The sequence below is a fragment of the Streptococcus sciuri genome, assembly GCF_024814375.1.
GTDB classification, from domain to species: domain Bacteria; phylum Bacillota; class Bacilli; order Lactobacillales; family Streptococcaceae; genus Streptococcus; species Streptococcus sciuri.
This window is the reverse complement of sequence record NZ_JANUXX010000002.1, coordinates 34,560-54,548: the sequence shown is the minus strand read 5'-3', so window position 1 is coordinate 54,548 and position 19,989 is coordinate 34,560. Positions and strand designations below refer to the sequence as shown.

General features: G+C 36.2%; 16 protein-coding genes and 2 pseudogenes. 11 read left to right on the top strand and 7 right to left on the bottom strand.

The window, feature by feature from the left end; genetic code table 11:
* Positions 1 to 162: 162 nt before the first annotated feature.
* The 4 genes from NXS10_RS02815 to NXS10_RS02800 form a co-directional block, all read right to left on the bottom strand.
* Entirely contained in the window at positions 163 to 2,046 is a 1,884-nt protein-coding gene (locus NXS10_RS02815) for a M13 family metallopeptidase (RefSeq protein WP_259137444.1), read from the bottom strand.
* Positions 2,047 to 2,078: 32 nt separating this feature from the next.
* The gene (locus NXS10_RS02810; protein WP_259137443.1) at positions 2,079 to 4,034 is read right to left on the bottom strand and encodes a class III lanthionine synthetase LanKC N-terminal domain-containing protein; all 1,956 of its coding nucleotides are present in this window, start codon (positions 4,032 to 4,034) and stop codon (positions 2,079 to 2,081) included.
* 17 nt (positions 4,035 to 4,051) lie between these two features.
* Positions 4,052 to 4,318 (bottom strand): hypothetical protein, encoded by a 267-nt coding sequence (locus NXS10_RS02805; protein ID WP_259137441.1) that lies wholly within the window; start codon positions 4,316 to 4,318, stop codon positions 4,052 to 4,054.
* A 267-nt stretch (positions 4,319 to 4,585) separates the two neighbouring features.
* Entirely contained in the window at positions 4,586 to 5,452 is an 867-nt protein-coding gene (locus NXS10_RS02800) for a helix-turn-helix domain-containing protein (protein WP_259137440.1), read from the bottom strand.
* 270 nt (positions 5,453 to 5,722) lie between these two features.
* Between NXS10_RS02800 and NXS10_RS02795 the strand changes: the two genes are divergently transcribed.
* The 4 genes from NXS10_RS02795 to NXS10_RS02780 are packed head-to-tail and all read left to right on the top strand — an operon-like array spanning position 5,723 to position 8,539.
* Positions 5,723 to 5,947 carry a hypothetical protein gene (locus NXS10_RS02795; protein ID WP_259137438.1) on the top strand — a complete coding sequence of 75 codons (225 nt, stop codon included), beginning with the start codon at positions 5,723 to 5,725 and terminating at the stop codon, positions 5,945 to 5,947.
* Entirely contained in the window at positions 5,944 to 6,942 is a 999-nt protein-coding gene (locus NXS10_RS02790) for an MFS transporter (protein WP_308445754.1), read from the top strand. Before NXS10_RS02795 ends, NXS10_RS02790 begins: the two co-directional genes overlap by 4 nt.
* Positions 6,943 to 6,960: 18 nt before the next feature.
* Entirely contained in the window at positions 6,961 to 7,857 is an 897-nt protein-coding gene (locus NXS10_RS02785) for an ATP-binding cassette domain-containing protein (RefSeq protein WP_259137436.1), read from the top strand.
* A complete protein-coding gene (locus NXS10_RS02780) occupies positions 7,844 to 8,539 on the top strand; it encodes an ABC transporter permease (protein WP_259137434.1) in 696 nt (231 codons plus the stop codon). Before NXS10_RS02785 ends, NXS10_RS02780 begins: the two co-directional genes overlap by 14 nt.
* Positions 8,540 to 8,553: 14 nt before the next feature.
* Here NXS10_RS02780 and NXS10_RS02775 read toward each other — a convergent pair whose 3' ends face one another.
* Both NXS10_RS02775 and NXS10_RS02770 read right to left on the bottom strand, forming a co-directional pair.
* Positions 8,554 to 9,147 carry a recombinase family protein gene (locus tag NXS10_RS02775; RefSeq protein ID WP_259137432.1) on the bottom strand — a complete coding sequence of 198 codons (594 nt, stop codon included), beginning with the start codon at positions 9,145 to 9,147 and terminating at the stop codon, positions 8,554 to 8,556.
* A 142-nt stretch (positions 9,148 to 9,289) separates the two neighbouring features.
* A pseudogene (locus NXS10_RS02770) lies at positions 9,290 to 10,679 on the bottom strand (primase C-terminal domain-containing protein).
* Between the two features lie 157 nt (positions 10,680 to 10,836).
* On the opposite strand from NXS10_RS02770, the pseudogene NXS10_RS02765 reads away from it, so the two are divergent.
* From NXS10_RS02765 to tsf, 3 genes and pseudogenes are all read left to right on the top strand, one after another.
* Positions 10,837 to 11,924: pseudogene (locus NXS10_RS02765) on the top strand (ISAs1 family transposase).
* A gap of 253 nt (positions 11,925 to 12,177) precedes the next feature.
* Complete coding sequence (rpsB, locus tag NXS10_RS02760; RefSeq protein WP_259137430.1) at positions 12,178 to 12,945, top strand: 30S ribosomal protein S2; 768 nt, start codon at positions 12,178 to 12,180, stop codon at positions 12,943 to 12,945.
* 152 nt (positions 12,946 to 13,097) lie between these two features.
* Positions 13,098 to 14,138: a translation elongation factor Ts gene (gene tsf, locus NXS10_RS02755; protein WP_259137428.1), complete on the top strand. Its 1,041-nt coding sequence runs from the start codon at positions 13,098 to 13,100 to the stop codon at positions 14,136 to 14,138.
* A 48-nt stretch (positions 14,139 to 14,186) separates the two neighbouring features.
* Here tsf and NXS10_RS02750 read toward each other — a convergent pair whose 3' ends face one another.
* Complete coding sequence (locus tag NXS10_RS02750; RefSeq protein WP_259137426.1) at positions 14,187 to 14,654, bottom strand: COG2426 family protein; 468 nt, start codon at positions 14,652 to 14,654, stop codon at positions 14,187 to 14,189.
* Between the two features lie 177 nt (positions 14,655 to 14,831).
* On the opposite strand from NXS10_RS02750, the gene NXS10_RS02745 reads away from it, so the two are divergent.
* The 4 genes from NXS10_RS02745 to groL all read left to right on the top strand — a co-directional run bounded on the left by NXS10_RS02745 (position 14,832) and on the right by groL (position 19,924).
* Positions 14,832 to 15,296 (top strand): CtsR family transcriptional regulator, encoded by a 465-nt coding sequence (locus tag NXS10_RS02745; RefSeq protein WP_259137424.1) that lies wholly within the window; start codon positions 14,832 to 14,834, stop codon positions 15,294 to 15,296.
* Positions 15,293 to 17,731: an ATP-dependent Clp protease ATP-binding subunit gene (locus tag NXS10_RS02740; RefSeq protein WP_259137422.1), complete on the top strand. Its 2,439-nt coding sequence runs from the start codon at positions 15,293 to 15,295 to the stop codon at positions 17,729 to 17,731. Before NXS10_RS02745 ends, NXS10_RS02740 begins: the two co-directional genes overlap by 4 nt.
* Before the next feature lie 246 nt (positions 17,732 to 17,977).
* Entirely contained in the window at positions 17,978 to 18,262 is a 285-nt protein-coding gene (gene groES, locus NXS10_RS02735) for a co-chaperone GroES (RefSeq protein WP_259137420.1), read from the top strand.
* Between the two features lie 36 nt (positions 18,263 to 18,298).
* The gene (gene groL / locus NXS10_RS02730; protein WP_259137418.1) at positions 18,299 to 19,924 is read left to right on the top strand and encodes a chaperonin GroEL; all 1,626 of its coding nucleotides are present in this window, start codon (positions 18,299 to 18,301) and stop codon (positions 19,922 to 19,924) included.
* The last annotated feature ends 65 nt before the right edge of the window (positions 19,925 to 19,989 follow it).

The following is a 19,989-nucleotide window of genomic DNA, read 5'->3' as shown; positions in this document are numbered from 1 at the left end:
AATTGATTTTCTTTTAAATTTTGAAAAGAGAACGTTAAGTTACAAAAAAAGTATTATTGATATTTACTGTTATTATCTTAAAACTCACCTCAAATATATTGTAACATAGTACATCATATTGTTCAAAAAAATATACTAGTTTATAAAAAACCAGTATATTTTTTACCAAATTGTAATGCATTTATTTAGATCTTGCCACATACCATCTTCTTCTGCTATATCAAATGTTTCTAAGAATTCTTTAGTATTTGACAATACAAGATTTGCTCTAAGTTTATTTGGTGAATGATTATCGCTCATTATTGAAAATTCTAGATATTCTTTACGAGACAGACAACGCCATAGCTTAGCATAGTTGATAAACAATTCTTGTAAGGCAGTACTTGATTCTTGTTTTACAATTTCTAATATACATGAGAATCCTGCAATATCTGCAATGTTTTCTGATGCAGTTAAATAGCCATCAACTTTTAAATCTAACATTTCTCTTTGATTATAATGATCTATAATTTTCATAGTCATCTCTTGGAATACAACACTATCCTTTTCTGACCACCAGTTACCAAAATTACCTACTTCATCAAATAGAGCTCCCTCAATATCAAAAGCGTGAGAAATTTCATGAGCAATTAAAAAACCAATTCTTGATAGATTTTTAGTTCTAGAGTACTCTCTAGAATAAAAAGGTTTCTGTAGCAGACCTGCTGGAAGTATAATTTTATTTAACTGAGAATAATATAATGGGTCTACTGAAAAAGCAGGCACCTCCCAATCTGTACGTTCTACTTTTTGATTCCACTTTTTCCAATTATTTATGATTGATTGTTTTAAAATATTTCTAGCATTCTCATAAAGATTTCGATCCTGACTAACTAGTGTTGTAGTCATTAGCTCTGTAGGACCGCCTATTTGAATTACCATATTTTTCAGCTTCTCCAAAGATTTTTTTCGAGAATGTTCTTCTAATTGTTTTGTATTACGAATCTGACAGCAATACATACTTATTATACCGTCAACCATTTCTCGAATATATTGTATATCTTCAAAAGACAAATAATTTTGTGAGTACCAATAGCCTAGTTCATTACTAAATGCAAATTGTGCTAAGTTAAATGCTCCTACTTCTGGAGGGTCAACTTCTTCTGTTCCCATTAAAAATCTATTAAAAGATTCAGAAAGACAGCGAATATTTTCTGTCAGACATGAAATACAGGTTGTAGAGATTATATAGATTAATCGAGCTTTGAGATATTCCCAATACTTTTCTGAATATAGCTCTTTAGCAAAATCTTCCCAAAAACGTTGCTCTGAAACAATTATTTTAGAAGGAACTTCTCCTAATATATCTTCAAAAAAAGAAATTAAAGGTAACTCTGGTACTAGCTTAGAAAATGAGTGGAAGTCGTATGAAATATAAGTATTTTTCACGTCTAACCGTTCTTCATTTGATAGTAGGTGTTTAGATATTAATTTATCTAGTTCAATGACCTTGTCTAAAACATCTTCTGACTCAGCTACTGAGAAACCTAATTCCATCAATAACTCTTTTTGACATTTTTTCCATTCTTGAAGTAAGAAATTTCCTTCTTCATTATCATCATAATAACTAATATCATGTAAAATCAAGTTAGGAGCATCAGCCCACAAAACATTCAATTGTGTATTGAATAAGTCAGGTGCTACATTAAAAGGTAAAAAATTAGGTTTTCCTTCTAATTCCATTGAAGAAATTTTAGAAGTATAATCTTTAAATGATTTTATTTCTCTATACTCATCAATAGCGGATAAAATAGGCGTGATTCCTATTCTCTCTCTTTCTTTAAAATCTACTGCTTGAGAATAAAACTTTAGAAAATCATCTAGATACGAACCTTCTGGAAGTTTTTCTCCTTCCATCCATTCTCTAATTTTTTGATGTAAAATACTCTCTATAAGGTCTGTAGTTACCGTAAAATTATCTACATGAGTTTGAGTTTCTTTTAATGTTACTTGTTGTAACCAGCTACTATTAACTGCCTCATAAAAGTTGTCCTTCAAATTTACCATAACTACTCCTAATTTGATTTAAAATTTCCAAATCAATACTTACTACATATTTGATTATAAGTATCTAAAACTTGATTAAAATTTGATAATTCATGATTACGATGTCTATGATATATGTGACTATTCAACATCAAAGATTCTATATACTGCATAACAGATTTATTAGTTTGATATTTCATTGTCAATAATAATGTGTCTGCTATTCCCAACATTCCTCGATCGTAATCTTCATATTGAGCAAACTGCACTAAAAGACTTTTTCGTAATTTCATAATCAACTTACGATATTTGTTTTTATCTACATAGTACAATGCTTGGATAACTCCTGCTAATCCATTGTAAATGTATGGAGAGTAGAAACCATTACCAATAGGCACCAAAAGCTCCTCATCAATTTCTACTAAACGACTTAATAACAAATTTACTCCATCTTCAACTAGGCTATTTAATCCCATCTCAGAAAATAAGATAATAATTCCTGATAGTCCACCTATCCCCAAATTATTCTCAGTACTCATGAGAGACCTAACTGAAGTTTCATCTTGAGCAGTTATATCTTTGCCGTTTGATAAATAGTGCTCATATTTCTTGTATGAAAAACAAAGTGTTTTAACTCTGTCTAAAAATGATACTGGTACTATTGGCTGCAGCTCTGGCAAAGTTTCTTCTATTAGAATAGGCTGAGAGTATAGCTTTTCTAGCCAATTTTTCACCCCTTCAGCATTAACCTCATCAGATAATAAATAATCAATAAAACTAGATAAATTAGTTTTTATACCATAAGATAGTAGTAGATCATCTAGGATTTCTAATTCTTTGTTAGGCTGTTCCCCAATATATAGACGTGCTAATAGACACAAAAGAGTATTTCCTAACTTATGATAATCTGCTACCTTACCATCTAAGTGATTCCATTGTTTCAAACTAATTTTACTCTCGATTCCAACAAATGGTTTTTCACCATAGAAATAAGAATTTTCCAGGTCTATAAAATGTATTTTCCCTGAACTATCCATTATAAAATTCTCTGGATGTATATCATTAAGAATCAACTGTTTAGAGTGAAAATAATTAATCTGAGTAGATAAAGATTTTACTAAGGATAGAAATTGGTTAAATAATCTCAAGTTTTTTGATTTGTGGCTTCTGGAATAGGCATTTATTCCAAACTCCTTACAAATATCTAGTAAGTTTTCTCCCTCTATATAGTTATAAATAAAGTATCTATTAATCCATTCGTCAACACATTCAACAGGTCTTAGGATATTTTCTACCCCTAATTCTTGTAAACGTATTGTTATGTCATATTCTTTCTGACGCAGTTCTCTCTTCTCTATATTTTGAAAACTAAGAATATGAGGGCGACTCTCCTTTAGTACAACAAGAGAAGAAAATTTCTTATCTTGACAAAGGTAAATATTTCCACCATTGCTGTTATGAAGTGAATCCAGTACTTCATAATTCTTTTCAAGATAACCCTCTTCTTCTACTATTTCTTCCTGGATATCATCTATCCAAGGCGGTAAATCAAAATAAGTTTTCTGATAGTCCTGCCAAATATCTCCTTCTATAGTGGTTAATGTAGGAATACCCTCTTGAAAAGAAGTTGATGAGTATTGAATTAAACCAAATCGATAAAATAAGATACTCGAATCTTTGTAATTTCGGTCACTTAAAATATAAATGCCTTCAGCTTCTCTTGGTAATATTTGATACAATTTTTCAACGACTTCTCTAAATTGATGAGGTTGAGGATATATAGTAATTAATTTGCCAGACTCAGCTGCATCCTCAAAAACAGAAAAATTATAAAAAATATCTGATTCATTCTCTATAAATTTGTAAGCTATTTTTTCCTTATCTAAAAAAGGGATGACGGCTTCTACTATTGTCTTATAGTTCTCAAAAGTAGCTGATATATGAATTTTGAAACCAAAGATATTTGAAGGTTTATATTTTATATTTCTATAAGTAAAAGAAATACTCATATATACCACCTACATCTCTATTTTTGAATTGTCTTAGAGAATGGTGTTTTATGATTCTCAATAAAATTTTCAAACCAACTTGTGTTTTCATCTGAATCGTCTGAATCAGAATCATCGTCTGAATCATAATCGTTATCAGAATCATCGTCTGAAAAATCAACCTTTCCAAATGTAATAAATTTGTGGTTTGTTGGCTTTGCAGTTGATGGTTTTACAAGCTCAAAGAATGATAGAAAACCAACTCCTAATAAAAGTGTAACTGTAATAATAATCATTTTTTTCATGATGGCATGCTCCTTTAATTACTTATATATTAAAAAGAGATATTGCTGTTTAATATTAGCAATATCTTTTTTCATTGAAACCTGATTAAAATTTACCAAAACAGATAAATGTATTCACTGTTTTTCTTCGACCAGACTTCACCAATTTAGGGTTACGATTTACATTTTTTACAAACTTAGTCATTTGTTTTTCCTCCGAAATATTTCTGTTGTTTGTAAGACTTACAAGAATCATTCTACAGGAAAAACTCATCAACTTTAAAATCATTACATATCTGTAATTTCTGTAAGTTGGATAATAGTTTGTTCAATTTGTCTAGAAATTCTATAACACTCTAAAAAATCTGTCATTTTTAAACACTCTTTCATAATATCTAATGCATCCTCAAAACCTTGCAAATATCTTAAATGGGCTTTACAAAATTTTAGTTGTAATCTTTCTATTAAGTCTTTCTCTAAAATTTCTAAATTATTCAAGGTTCTAATAAACTTTATAGCATATTTTTCTTCTCTTCTTCCCAATAACTCACCCGTTATATTTAATAAAACCCTGTAGACTCTCCTTCTGTTTTCCTCTATATTATGGTAAAATTGAGTGTGTTTTATCAACTCCATCCCTAAAATACTTAAAGTTTTTGTACTCAAAGATCGCACACAATTTCCCAAAATCCATAATTCATAAAGACACCATTCATCAATCGACAATAAATAGTCTACAATATTCGTCTTCTCCTTTTCAGGAATAACATAGGAAGAATCACAATCATAAATGAAAACATGAAAGACTGAAATCAGTAATCGGTCTGACTTTCTATTTGTGGTAGCATACTTCTTTTCATATTCCATAATTTTATTTTTAAAATAAGCAATATTCCCACTATCTAAAGCCTTATATAGTTCCTGAGACAAACGAATATCTTCTACTTGGTAATACATACTATATAGTGTAAAAAACTCGCCCTGTAAAACATCCATATTATTCAAACAGTGGAAAAACGTATCAACTGATAAATTACTCTTTCCATTCTCAAAACGTGATAATTGTGCTGGAGTTACATACTCTCCAGCAACCTCTTTCAAAGACATATTTTTCGATTCCCGAATAATTTTAAAAACTTTGCCAAATTCTTCCATTTCTCTATCCTTTTTTACACTTATGTAATAAAAATAATCATGCGCTAAAAAAATTATATCATATTTAAAAAGAAATAAAAAGAAATAAAGAGAAATAAAAAGAAAATATGAAAGAGGTTATACCCCCATGAAAAAAATGTTCCCACTACTATCCATTCTACCCATGAACATTTTACCTAAACCAATGACGTCAAAATATCATGAAAATCATTTTCCATCTACTAATCCTATATTTGAGAGTAGATCTATTAAAATTACTCATGAGTGGTAATGACTATGAATATTTTAAAAAAATATCAGATTTATATATCAGTTTTTATTAGCGATCTCTTGTCTGATTTTGGGGACACTCTATACTATTTAGCTCTGATGAACTATGTTCTACTTGTTCCTGAACATCAATTTGCTATCTCAATTGTAACTTTATCTGAAAGTCTCCCTATTCTATTTAAAATAGTCCTAGGACACTTAGCAGATAAAACAACTAAAAAATAGAAGGAATCCTTTTAACTCAGGTTCTAAGATTTATAATCTATCTCAGTGCAGGATTTATTTTGAGATTTTCTCCTTCTCTTTGGATTATCTTAATCATATCTATTCTAAATTTATTATCTGATTTACTTGGACAATACGAAAATGCACTCTATTTACCAATTGAAATCCAGCTCATTTCAGAAGAAGATAGGGAAAAAATATTCGCATCTACTCAAAGTATTTCAGCTATTGCGGATATTCTCTTTAAACTTAGTGGAGCTGTTCTTATCACTTGGATTAGTTACCACACACTAGCTTTTATGAATGCCTTTATCTTTCTAATCTGTGCTCTCATAATGCTGGTTATTCGTTCTAAATTGCAAAAAGTATCCAATGATGATATAACTATAGAAGAAACAGAAAGTTTAAAAGAATCTATTCAACTAGCTCTAAAAGAAATATTCAGAGTTCCACTGCTCAAAAATTTCTTAATGATAATCATGGTAATTAATGGACTCTTTTCAATCATTACTCCTCTAACAGTTACAATGATTTCTCAATATCAACAATTTGTGATCATCAATAATGCTACAACTATTGCATTAGTCAGCACGATTTTGATAATTAGTAATATCATCGGAAATATCAGTGGAGCAACAATCTTAGGAAATAGAACCCTAGAATCATGTATAATCATAGCAACATTGTGTCTCCCTCTCCTCTTCCTATCTTTCTTATTGCAGAATATCTGGCTATATAGCTTTATTCTATTTAGTTTAGGTTTTTTAAGCGGAAGCATCAATCCTAAATTTTATGCATTTATCCTCAACAACCTATCTCAAGAAAAAATAGGTATCTTGACAGGTAGCATTAGTACAATTTTTCAAATAGGTACATTGATTATTCAACTCAGTTTCACTACTCTAATCTTAATCATTTCATTTAAAAATATTATCTACATCTATCTATTTTTATCAATAATACTCATGATAACTACTTTAAAAAAACATTTCTAACTGATAAAGGAGCATGATATGACTACACTTCTCACTCTTGACAAACTCACCAAGCAATACAAGCAACAGTTCGCTGTTGACCACATTTCTTTCTCCATTCAAAAAGGGGAAATCTGCGGTCTGGTCGGGGAAAACGGCGCTGGAAAGACGACGCTTTTGCGAATCCTCTCTGGCCTGATTCCTGCAAGCTCTGGCCAAATTCTCAAGGATCAAGCCTACCGAATCGGAGCCTTGATTGAATCTCCAGCCCTCCAACCCAATCTTTCTGCCGAGGGTAATCTCCACTATATTGCCTTGCAATTAGGGTTAAAAAACAAGAAAGAAACGATTCAGAAAGCTCTTGAAACAGTCGGTCTAGGACAGGTTGACCCCCACAAGAAAGCCAAGGATTTCTCTCTTGGTATGCGACAAAGACTTGCCATTGCTATGGCTATCTTGGATCAACCGGATTTTCTCATTCTCGATGAACCTATCAACGGCTTAGACCCCGCAGGCATTCGAGATATGCGAAATATTATCCTCAAGCTCCGTGAACAGTACCAAATGACTATTTTGATTTCCAGCCATATCCTGTCTGAGCTGGAACTAGTCGTTGACCGCTACATTATCATGCACAAGGGGAAGGTTTTAAAAGAATTTTCAAAAGAGCAACTCCAGCAGGAACTAGACGAAAAGCTCTACCTAGCGACTTCTGATCAAGAAAAAACTGCTCTTCTTCTCCAAAAACAAGCCATTCCTTTCCAAGAAGAGGACCACTATTTCATTCTTCCTAAGGAAACAGCAGTGATGCCCCTTATCACAGACCTCATTCAGGAAAATATTGACCTCAAAGAGATTTTTAACAAGAAAATAGCCTTTGAAAGCTACTATCTACAACTCATCCAAAAAGGAGAAACTAGCCATGAATTATCTTAAAGCTGACCTCTACCGTATCCTAAAAGAGAGAAAATTGGTCCTATCTTTAGCCATTTTATTGGGATTGACCCTCCTGGCTGCTCTCTTACTCAGCAGCGTCCCATCAAGTGAAGAAACCCTTACCCTTATCCAGCTCTTGACCCAATTTCTCCCCCTCTTCTTCCTTGTCCCTACCAATCTCCTCTTTGGGGAAGATTTCCACCATCGGACTATTAACAATCTCATCGTCAAACGGCAAGAAAGAAAGTCTATCTTTCTCTATAAAATCCTTGCAAATCTCATCCTCAATCTCCTCTATATCTCTTTAGCTTACGGTCTTTCCTGTGCTTTTCGGCTTATTCTTGGAGGAGCAGTTAACTTCGCAGATGTCTGGTCAATCTTTATTCATCAAGTCCCCCTTTACACCTGTATCATTCTCCTTGCTTCCATCATTTTTATTACTCTTCCAAAAATCAATCAAGCCTATCTTTCCTTTATCCTCATAGCTCTCCTTTTTGATAATGTTCTTCATCTGATTAGTGAAAATCTCCTCCATCTACCTCTTCCAAAGAACATCTATCTCTTTCTTACCTTGCAGAATACGGAAAGCACTTGGAATGGCAGCACCCTTATTGCCTGCCTCTTTTCCTTGATTTATCTAGGGGCTAGCTATTATTTATTCCAAAAGAAAGAACTAAAGTAACTCCCAGACCCAATTTAACAATTGGGTCTTCTTTTTATTTCATACCTCTCTCTATACCTTCTAAAAGTCCTAGCATTAATCCCTACCAATCTCTCAACTTCTCTATCCGAACATCCAGACTGAAAAAGCTCAAAAGCATGCTGTAACTGAGGACTATTTCTAGTAAATAATCGCTGACGTCCTTTATACTTTCCTTTTTTCTTAGCTATCTCTATCCCTTGACGTTGACGTTCTAAAATCCTTATCCTTTCTGACTCTGCCTGATATTTATAAATCTCTAAAATTAAATTAGACAGTAACCTTCTCAAATTCTCATCCTGAATTCCAGATAAAGAAGGTAAATTTAAAACCTCCACAGTAGCCCCTTTACTATGAATCCTAGAAATAACCTCCGTTAACTCCCGATTATTCCTACCTAATCGATCCAACTCAGTTACAACCACAACATCACCCTCTCGAATAAAATCTAATAAATCATTCAAGCCTTTTCTATCAAATCTATTTCCAGTTTCCCTATCTGAGAACACCTTAAAAATACCCGTCAACAACTCCAATTGACGATCTAAATTCTGCCCTTTACTACTAACCCTACAATAACCAATTCTCATATTTTTGCTCCACTTTATTGTCCCAATCAGAAAAGAACTAAAACCAATATTTAAAAAAGTCCACTTAAGTACACCCTATTGTCCATTCTCCACTAACCCATTATCATAGATATAATGTAATGGCAGATTGCGGGTTTTAATTTTATCCTATATCAAGCTCAAATAAACTATTTTTCTGATCTTTGAGTAAATTGTGCAACTGTCTCTCGATAACAACTTTTATAGCCTTCTGAGAGCTCTCTAACAGCTCTGAAAGTGCTGGTAGTATCTCTGTCTATTTTCTTTATTTAAAGCAATAATAGCCATTAAAATAGCTGAAATAGAAGCCACTCTGATGCCTCCACCTCTACCACGTTTAAAAGTATATAAGATTTTATAATCATTCTTCAATTCTTTTAATACATAGTCCAAAGAACGTTCTGGAATACCTAAATGACTAATAATATCTTTTTTCTTAATATTTAAATAAGGGCTACTCTTAGACGTGTTCTCTTCAATGTACGTTAGTAAATCTTCCTTCCATTCAGAGAAATGACTTCTCTGACGGTCTGCACGTGCTTTTTTGAACTTATACCATCCTTGACGAATAAATAAATCTTTGCTTGTCAAAGAGTCATCTACCCAGATTTGGCACAATTCTTTCACAAAATCTCGACTAGCAGCTTCATATTTACCTGAATAAGCACTCCTGATGAATAGCAAGCCAAAGCTAAGGTGAAAATGACATTATTACGTCCCATGAGCGCTTTTTCACCTCGAATCTCTGAAGTATTCCTTAATAAGTTATACCAAGGCTCATCTATATGCTTCTGACCTTCTGTACCTGACAAGAGGAATGAATTTGGTTTGTTAAGGTACACTAAATCATCTTGATGCATGGACCATCTAAACCACTCAGCAAACGAATAGATATTATTTTTATCAAAATACTCCAGGTTATCCTCTCTTGGAATCCGAGCAATTCCAAAGTGATTACAGGTCATATCAACTGGTAACGTCTTGGCAAAATGATGTCGAATATTTTGAGAAATCATTTTTGCGACTTTCACTACTTTAAAATCACTGTCTGCGGTCACATAAGCAGCATCCTCTAAGACAAAATATACTTGATAACCCTGCTTTGTTTTTAAGATACATGTGGGCATGAATCCAAGTTCAAGAGATGAAACAAGGATATCGCCAGAATTAATGGTCTCATCTTGACTTTTAATATCAAAATCAACATAGAAAGTATTGATTTGCCTTAAGTTTTCCTCACTATGCCCTTTTGTTATTCTCAATTTCTTGTTCTCATATGTTCCATAGCAATAAACATTCGGTGTCCAATGACTTAAACTAGAAGCATTCTCTTGAACAGCTTCAAGAGAAGTCACTACAATCCCTTTTGCACTAATCATATTAGATTTACTTCGATAACAGAAAATTGAGCCTTTTTGTTCCTCTAAAGGCGGATTCTGATGGCTACTATTTTTAAATTTAAATGTTCTTAAGCCATCTTTTAAAATAAGGCTATAAAGCTGATGAATCACCACTCAATCCTCCTTTCTGGAATACAATAAAAGGCATCAACTTCCGTTGACACCCATTTTTTTAACAGGACAAACGCATGAAGAAAGTTAAGTTTTCAGAAAGCGATAATCCTATTGAGAAAATCAATCAAAGTAGTAAACTATAACTGAGGTGACTACAATGATTGATTTTTTCGTTTGTGTTGATGAGCAGGCTGCGGAATTAGATAGCTGGCAAGCTTGGAAAGTTCATTACCGCTTATCAACGATTCTCTTTCTAGTCTTCGTCTGCCAATTATCGGGTATTGAGAGCTGGAAAGAGATGGGAGACTTCATCGAAATGCACGTTGAAGTGCTAGGCAAGTATGTGGATTTGAGTGAAGGTTGTCCATCACATGATACCTTAGAACGTGTGGTGAGTCTAGTCAATCCAGACCCGATTAAAAGAATTGAAAAGTCACATGGGACAATCAGCTGGTGACATACCAGCTCTTCAACGGCTGATTGCGATTGATGGAAAAACCATCCGAGGCAATCGTAGCCAAAATCAAGCTCCAACTCACATTGTGACAGCCTATAGTGCTGACAATAAGATTAGCTTAAGTCAGGTAGCCGTTGATGAAAAAAGTAATGAAATTACTGCTATTCCTAGGCTTCTACGGACAATCGACATCCGAAAAGACATTGTCACGATTGACGCTATGGGGACTCAAACCGAGATTGTCAATGAGATTATCAAGGGAAAGGGGGACTATTGCCTTGCCGTCAAAGGAAATCAGGGGGCTGTACATGAGGATATTGTCCTCTATTTTAGTGATGCCAAATTATTGGATAAATTAGTGCAAAAAGGATAACATTATCAGACCATTGAGAAAGCAAGAGGTCAGATAGAGACGCGCGATTACTGGATTTCGACCAATGTTAAATGGCTAACACAAAATCACTTTAAATGGCAAAAATTACGGGGTATCGGTATGACACGTAATACCGTTGAAAAGGAAGGTAAGGTTAGTCCGGAGACAGGCTACTTCATTTTCAGTTTTAAGGGTGATGTCGAGAGCTTTGCCAGATGTGGTTTATCGTGAAGACCACAATCAGACATTAGATAAACATACGGCTTTCAACTTGAATATGATTCGGAAGATGTGCCTTTATTTCCTTAAAGTGATGGGCTTCCCTAAGAAAGACCTCAGCTATCGTCGTAAACAACGCTATATTTCTGTCCATTTAGGGGATTATTTAGAACAATTATTTGGCAAGAGAGACTAAGATGATGGTTAAGCGATACAATTTCAAAAATTGGAGGTGGGCACAAAAAGGGCAAGAGAAATTTTTCATGCGTACGGCGTACATGATGGTGATAAAGTCTTGCTTTTTCTACTTATTCATGATATTATAAGGGAGTTGCATCTTGCAACAAATACTCATCTCAAACCAATCGTTTGATTGTTGCCCCTGTGGTGGTCGTGCGAGCTGAAGTTTGAGAGAGGTTAAAAAAACATAATTAAAGGAGAACTTACTCATGGCAGTAATTTCAATGAAACAACTTCTTGAAGCTGGTGTTCACTTTGGACATCAAACACGTCGCTGGAATCCTAAGATGGCTAAGTATATTTTTACAGAACGCAACGGAATCCATGTGATTGACCTTCAACAAACTGTAAAATTAGCAGATCAAGCTTATGACTTTGTTCGTGATGCAGCTGCAAACGATGCTGTTATCTTGTTTGTTGGTACGAAAAAGCAAGCCGCTGAGGCTATTGCTGAGGAAGCTACTCGTGCGGGTCAATACTATATCAATCACCGTTGGTTGGGTGGAACTTTGACAAACTGGGATACCATTCAAAAACGTATTGCTCGCTTGAAAGAAATCAAAAAAATGGAAGCTGACGGCATTTTTGAAGTTCTTCCTAAAAAAGAAGTTGCACTTCTTAATAAACAACGTGCACGTCTTGAAAAATTCTTAGGTGGTATTGAAGATATGCCACGTATTCCAGATGTGATTTACATCGTGGATCCACACAAAGAACAAATCGCAGTTAAAGAAGCTAAAAAACTTGGTATCCCAATCGTTGCGATGGTGGATACAAATGCTGATCCAGATGATATCGATGTTATCATCCCAGCTAACGATGACGCTATCCGTGCAGTTAAGTTGATTACTTCTAAATTGGCTGATGCTGTGATTGAAGGACGTCAAGGTGAAGATGCAGATGTTGACTTTGAAGAAGCAGCAGAAGCAGATTCTATTGAAGAAATCGTTGAGGCTGTTGAAGGTTCAAACGACTAATGACGATTCAAGCAAGATTGACGAGTGTGTAAAGACTATTGTCAATTTGTTTTGCAGATGGTGTTAATAAATTGTTAAACGGGGCAGATGCAAACCGCTCTGTCTCGTTTTTATAATATAAAAATCAAATACAAATTATAGGAGACGTTAAAATGGCAGAAATCACAGCTAAACTTGTTAAAGAATTGCGTGAAAAATCTGGTGCGGGTGTCATGGACGCTAAAAAAGCATTGGTTGAAACAGAAGGTGATATTGACAAAGCAATTGAATTGCTTCGTGAAAAAGGAATGGCAAAAGCAGCTAAGAAAGCTAATCGCGTTGCCGCAGAGGGTTTGACAGGTGTTTATGTTGATGGTAACGTCGCAGCTGTTGTAGAAGTGAACTCAGAAACAGACTTTGTTGCTAAAAACGACCAATTTGTTGCTTTGGTCAATGAAGCTGCAAAAATTATCGCAGAAGGTAAACCAGCTAACGAAGCAGAAGCTCTTGCTTTAACAACTGTTTCAGGTGAAACATTAGAGCAAGCATTTGTTGCTGCAACAGCAACCATCGGAGAAAAAATTTCATTCCGTCGCTTTGCTTTGGTTGAAAAAACTGACGAGCAAGTTTTTGGCGCTTACCAACATAACGGTGGACGTATCGGTGTTGTGGCTGTTCTTGAAGGTGCAGACGAAGCAACAGCTAAACAAGTGGCGATGCACATCGCTGCGATGAAACCAACAGTGCTCTCTTACGAAGAATTAGATCCTCAATTTGTGAAAGATGAGCTTGCCCAACTTAACCATAAAATTGAACAAGATAACGAAAGTCGTGCAATGGTTGGTAAACCTGCTCTTCCATTCTTGCAATATGGTTCTAAAGCTGAGTTGACAGATGAAGTTATTGCTAACGCTGAAAAAGCGATTAGAGAAGAACTTGCTGCAGAAGGTAAACCAGAAAAAATTTGGGATAAGATTATTCCTGGTAAGATGGCTCGTTTTATGCTTGATAACACTCAAGTTGATCAGGCTTATACACTTCTTTCACAAGTTTACATTATGGATGATAGCAAGACTGTCGAAGCTTACCTTGACTCTGTTAACGCAAAAGCCATTGCATTTGTGCGTTTTGAAGTTGGGGACGGTATTGAAAAAGCGGCTAATGATTTTGAAGCAGAAGTTGCTGCAACGATGGCTGCTGCTCTTGAAAACTAAGTTCTATCAGTTAACATACAAAAAAGCCCCTAGGGGCTTTTTTGTATGTTAACTAGCGATTGCTTTGAGACCTAAAAGTGCGATGGTTCCCATAATGAGACCCGCTAGAATAACTCCCAGCATAACAGCAATGATACTTTTCTTAAAGTTCCAATCAAGGATGCTTGCAGCTAACGTTCCGGTCCAAGCGCCTGTCCCTGGAATGGGAATACCAACAAAGAGTAATAGCGCAATGAAAATACCTCGCTCACCGGCTACTCTTTCGAGCTTTTGTCCGCCACTGTGCCCTTTTTTTAAGCACCAAGTGAAAAAAGCGCCGACAATCGGTTTATCAGCTCCCCATTCAAGAACCCTTCTTGCAAAGAAAAAGATGATGGGAACAGGCAACATATTGCCGATAACACCAATAACTAAAGCTTGCCAATATGGGATGCCTGTTGCAATAGCATAAGGAACTGCCCCACGTAGCTCAATCAAAGGAACCATAGAAACGAGCAGCGTAATCAAGTAATTCATAATGATAACCTTTCTTCATTTGGAATATTTTTCTCATAGAGATATTCTCTTTATTTTATCTTATCTCTATGAGAATAACAACCCTAGAACCACTTTTGTCTTGCGTCTTAGTTTGCGAATAGCTTTATTTTTGATATAATAAACGTCAGTATTAGTCAAAGAAGAAAGGAGACGCTAGTGGCTACAAAAAATACCTCAGATAGTATTGAGGACTACATCAAAAACTTATTAGCACAATCTGGTATCGTAGAAATTAAGCGTTCGCTATTAGCTGATACCTTTCAAGTCGTGCCAAGTCAGATTAACTATGTGATTAAGACACGTTTTACAGAGAGTCGTGGCTATGCTGTAGAGAGTAAGCGTGGTGGTGGTGGCTATATCCGTATTGCCAAAGTTCGCTTTTCAGATAAACATCAGATGATTGGTAATCTCCAAGCAACTATTGGTAATCAGATTAGCCAACAGGTGTATGAGGATATTATCCAGTTTTTATTTGAAGATGGGATGATTAGTGAACGTGAAGGGTATTTACTTTTGGTGACAGCTTGCGATGAAGTTTTGGGGGATCAGGCTCCTAAGATTCGAGCGCGTATGTTACGTAAACTATTACAAAGATTGGATAGAAAGGGGTTTCATTTATGAGTGATTATTCATATAAATTGCAGGAGGTATTTAGCCTTGCTCAGTATGAGGCTGCACGCTATGAAAGTGCTTATTTGGAGACTTGGCATGTTTTATTAGCTATGGTAGGAATTAGAGATTCCATTGCTGGGTTGACCTTTGCAGAATACGAGGATAAGGTGTCTCCTGAGAATTATGAGAATGCTGCAATTTTGGCGATGAATAAATCGCCAAAGAGCGATGTAACAGTTGCTTTTCGTCCTCAATCAAGGGCTTTATCTAAAGTGATGGACTTAGCGCAAAAGATGCAAAAAGTGACATCAAGTGAAGCTGTTGGTACGGAACATGTTTTACTTGCTATCTTGCTTAATAAAGATTTATTAGCGACAAGACTTCTGGAATTAGCAGGATTTAAGTATAAGGATGATGGAGATTCTTTACGTCTTTTAGATTTGAGAAAGTCACTTGAGCGCAACGCTGGTTTTAGTAAGGAAAATATCAAGTCAATCCATGCTCTTCGTAGTCCTAAGTCGACAAAATCTAGTGGTAATTTTTCGGATATGATGCGTCCGCAAGGCACGGCTGGAGATTTGGCAGATTTTACTCGTGATTTGACAGCGCAGGCAGAAGCTGGGAAGCTAGAGCCTGTCTTTGGTCGAGATAAAGAAATTACCAGAATGGTTCAAGTGCTAAGTCGCAAAACAAAAAATAACCCTGTTCTTGTTGGTGATGCCGGTGTTGGAAAGACGGCTCTTGCTTACGGTTTGGCACAGCGTATTGCAACAGGTGACATTCCTTATGAGCTACGGGATATGCGTGTGCTAGAGCTTGATATGATGAGTGTCGTTGCTGGTACTCGCTTTCGTGGGGATTTTGAGGAGCGTATGAATCAGATTATCACAGATATTGAGGAAGATGGACATATTATTCTCTTTATTGACGAGTTGCATACGATTATGGGTTCTGGAAGTGGGATTGATGGTACATTGGATGCGGCAAATATTTTAAAGCCAGCTCTTTCTCGTGGAACTTTGCGCACTGTAGGAGCCACTACTCAAGAAGAATACCAAAAACATATCGAAAAAGATGCAGCACTGTCTCGCCGTTTCGCTAAGATTTTAGTTGAAGAACCAACGGTTGATCAGGCTTATGAAATCTTACTCGGCTTAAAAGCCTCTTATGAAGATTTTCACCATGTGAGCATCTCAAATGAGGCAGTCAAAACAGCTGTTACAGCAGCTCACCAGTACTTGACCAGCAAACAATTGCCGGATTCTGCTATTGACTTGTTGGATGAGGCGAGTGCGACTATCCAGACGATGATAAAAAAAGAAGACACTGGCTTTTTAACTCCTGTGGACGAAGCTATCTTAAATGCTGATATAGCATTGGCTACAAAATTGCTTAAAAAAGCTACAAGTCAAAGGCAGAAGCCATACCAAGAAGTAACATCAGATCATATTCTAACAACTCTAAGTCGCTTATCAGGTATTCCAGTTGAGAAGATGACTGCTTCTGATAATAAGAAATACCTCAATCTGGAAAAAGAACTTCATAAGCGCGTGATTGGTCAGGATGAGGCGGTCTCTAGCATTAGCCGTGCTATTCGTCGTAACCGATCTGGCATTCGATCAGGTAAACGTCCAATTGGTTCATTTATGTTTCTTGGTCCGACAGGTGTTGGAAAGACAGAACTTGCTAAGGCACTGGCTGAAGTTCTCTTTGGCGATGAGTCCGCACTTATTCGCTTTGACATGTCTGAGTATATGGAGAAATTTGCAGCAAGCCGATTAAATGGAGCACCCCCTGGTTATGTTGGCTATGATGAGGGAGGAGAGTTGACAGAAAAAGTCCGCAACAAACCTTACTCTGTTCTTCTCTTTGATGAGGTGGAAAAAGCACATCCTGATATTTTCAATCTTTTATTACAAGTACTAGATGATGGTATCTTAACAGATAGTAAAGGTCGCAAAGTCGACTTTTCAAACACGATTATCATCATGACCAGCAACTTGGGAGCTACTGCACTACGTGATGATAAAACTGTCGGCTTTGGAGCGCAAGCTATGGCGCACTCTTATCAGGCAGTGCAGTCTCGTATTTTTGAAGAGTTGAAACGTGCCTATCGTCCAGAGTTTCTTAACCGCATTGATGAGAAAGTTGTCTTTCATAGTTTGACACAAGAGAATATAAAAGAGGTGGTTAAGATTATGATTAAACCACTAGTTAATCGTCTTGCTGAAAAAGGTGTTGCCCTAAAAATACAACCAGCAGCTCTCAAATATTTGGCAAAGAAGGGATATGATGCAGATATGGGCGCACGACCTTTGCGTCGTACACTTCAGACAGATGTTGAGGATACACTAGCTGAGATGCTCCTCAGTGGCGAGTTAGATACAGCACAAAGTCTTAAAATTGGTTGTCGTAGACAACAACTGGTTTTTGCAGTGGATTAGTGGATAACGAATATAATATCACCTTTATGCTGATAGATAGTCTTATCGGTGTAAGGGTGTTTTTTGATATGTGCTACCCCATTGAATGTAAATGCGAAAAAAGGAAGATAAAAAAGTTTCAATAAAAATTAGAAAATTCGAGTTGTTTTTTCTTGACTATTTCTGACTAAGTGCTAAAATAGAATTATAAGTTAGCACTCATATATGAAGAGTGCTAATAAAATGAATAGACATGGAGGTCATATTATGTTAAAACCATTAGGAGACCGTGTGGTTCTTAGTGTAACAAAAGAAAAAGAACAAAAAATTGGTGGCTTTGTGATTGCTGGTGCTAGCGAAGACAAAACTAAAACAGCAGCTGTAGTTGCTGTTGGTGAGGGGACACGTACCCTTAGTGGCGAGTTGGTATCTCCTAGCTTGTCAGTAGGTGATACTGTTGTGTTTGAGTCATATTCAGGTGTAGAAGTCAAAGACGGCGACGAGACTTATGTTATTGTACGTGAGTCAGATGTATTGGCGATTTTGAGCTAATAGATAATAGAAACGAAATTTAGTTGAGGTAATAAAATGGCAAAAGATATTAAATTTTCATCAGATGCAAGAACAGCGATGGTACGTGGTGTTGACATCTTAGCAGACACAGTCAAAGTAACGCTTGGTCCTAAGGGACGCAATGTTGTCCTTGAAAAATCCTTTGGCTCACCCCTTATTACAAACGATGGTGTGACTATCGCCAAAGAAATCGAATTAGAAGATCATTTTGAAAATATGGGAGCTAAACTCGTCTCTGAAGTCGCTTCAAAAACAAACGACATTGCAGGTGATGGTACCACAACAGCAACTGTTTTGACCCAAGCTATTGTACGCGAAGGACTTAAAAACGTAACAGCAGGAGCAAATCCTCTTGGCATTCGTCGTGGGATTGAAGCAGCTGTAGTTGCTGCTGTTGAAGAGTTGAAAGCTATTTCTCAACCTGTGTCAGGTAAAGAAGCGATTGCCCAAGTAGCTGCTGTATCATCACGATCAGAAAAAGTTGGTGAATACATTTCAGAAGCTATGGAAAAAGTTGGCAACGATGGTGTTATCACTATTGAAGAATCTCGTGGTATGGAGACAGAACTTGATGTTGTTGAAGGTATGCAATTTGACCGCGGTTACCTGTCACAATACATGGTTACTGACAATGAAAAAATGGTTGCTGATCTTGAAAATCCATACATCTTGATTACAGATAAAAAAGTCTCAAACATTCAGGACATTTTGCCACTTCTTGAAGAAGTGCTTAAGACTAGTCGTCCACTTCTTATCATTGCTGATGATGTTGACGGTGAAGCTCTTCCAACACTTGTCCTTAACAAAATCCGTGGTACATTCAATGTTGTAGCAGTTAAGGCTCCTGGATTTGGTGACCGTCGTAAAGCAATGCTTGAGGATATTGCTATTTTAACAGGCGGTACTGTTATTACAGAAGACCTTGGTCTTGAGTTGAAAGATGCAACAATGGAAGTTTTAGGTCAAGCGGCTAAAGTAACTGTTGACAAGGATAATACAGTTATCGTTGAAGGTGCTGGTCAAGCAGAGGCTATCGCTAACCGTGTCAATACCATCAAATCACAAATTGAAAGTACAACATCAGAATTTGATCGTGAAAAATTACAAGAACGTTTAGCAAAACTTGCTGGCGGTGTTGCAGTTATCAAAGTTGGTGCAGCTACTGAAACCGAACTAAAAGAAATGAAACTTCGTATTGAAGATGCTTTAAATGCCACACGTGCAGCTGTCGAAGAAGGTATCGTCGCTGGTGGTGGAACAGCTCTAGTCAATGTCGTCAATAAAGTAGCAAGTCTCGAACTCTCAGGTGATGAAGCAACAGGACGTAATATCGTGCTTCGTGCTCTTGAAGAACCTGTTCGCCAAATTGCCTATAACGCTGGTTATGAGGGTTCTGTTATCATTGAGCGCTTGAAAAATAGTGAACTAGGAACTGGTTTTAACGCCGCTAATGGTGAGTGGGTTAATATGGTTGATGCAGGTATCATTGACCCTGTCAAAGTGACCCGCTCTGCTCTTCAAAATGCTGCTTCAGTAGCAAGTCTTATTTTAACAACCGAGGCGGTCGTTGCGGACAAGCCAGCTCCAGAGGCTCCAGCAACTCCAGCTATGGATCCATCAATGATGGGTGGTATGATGTAATATAAATAACAAACCCTTGATATTTCAAGGGTTTTTGTGATGCAAAAAAGTTACCTTTCAAAAAG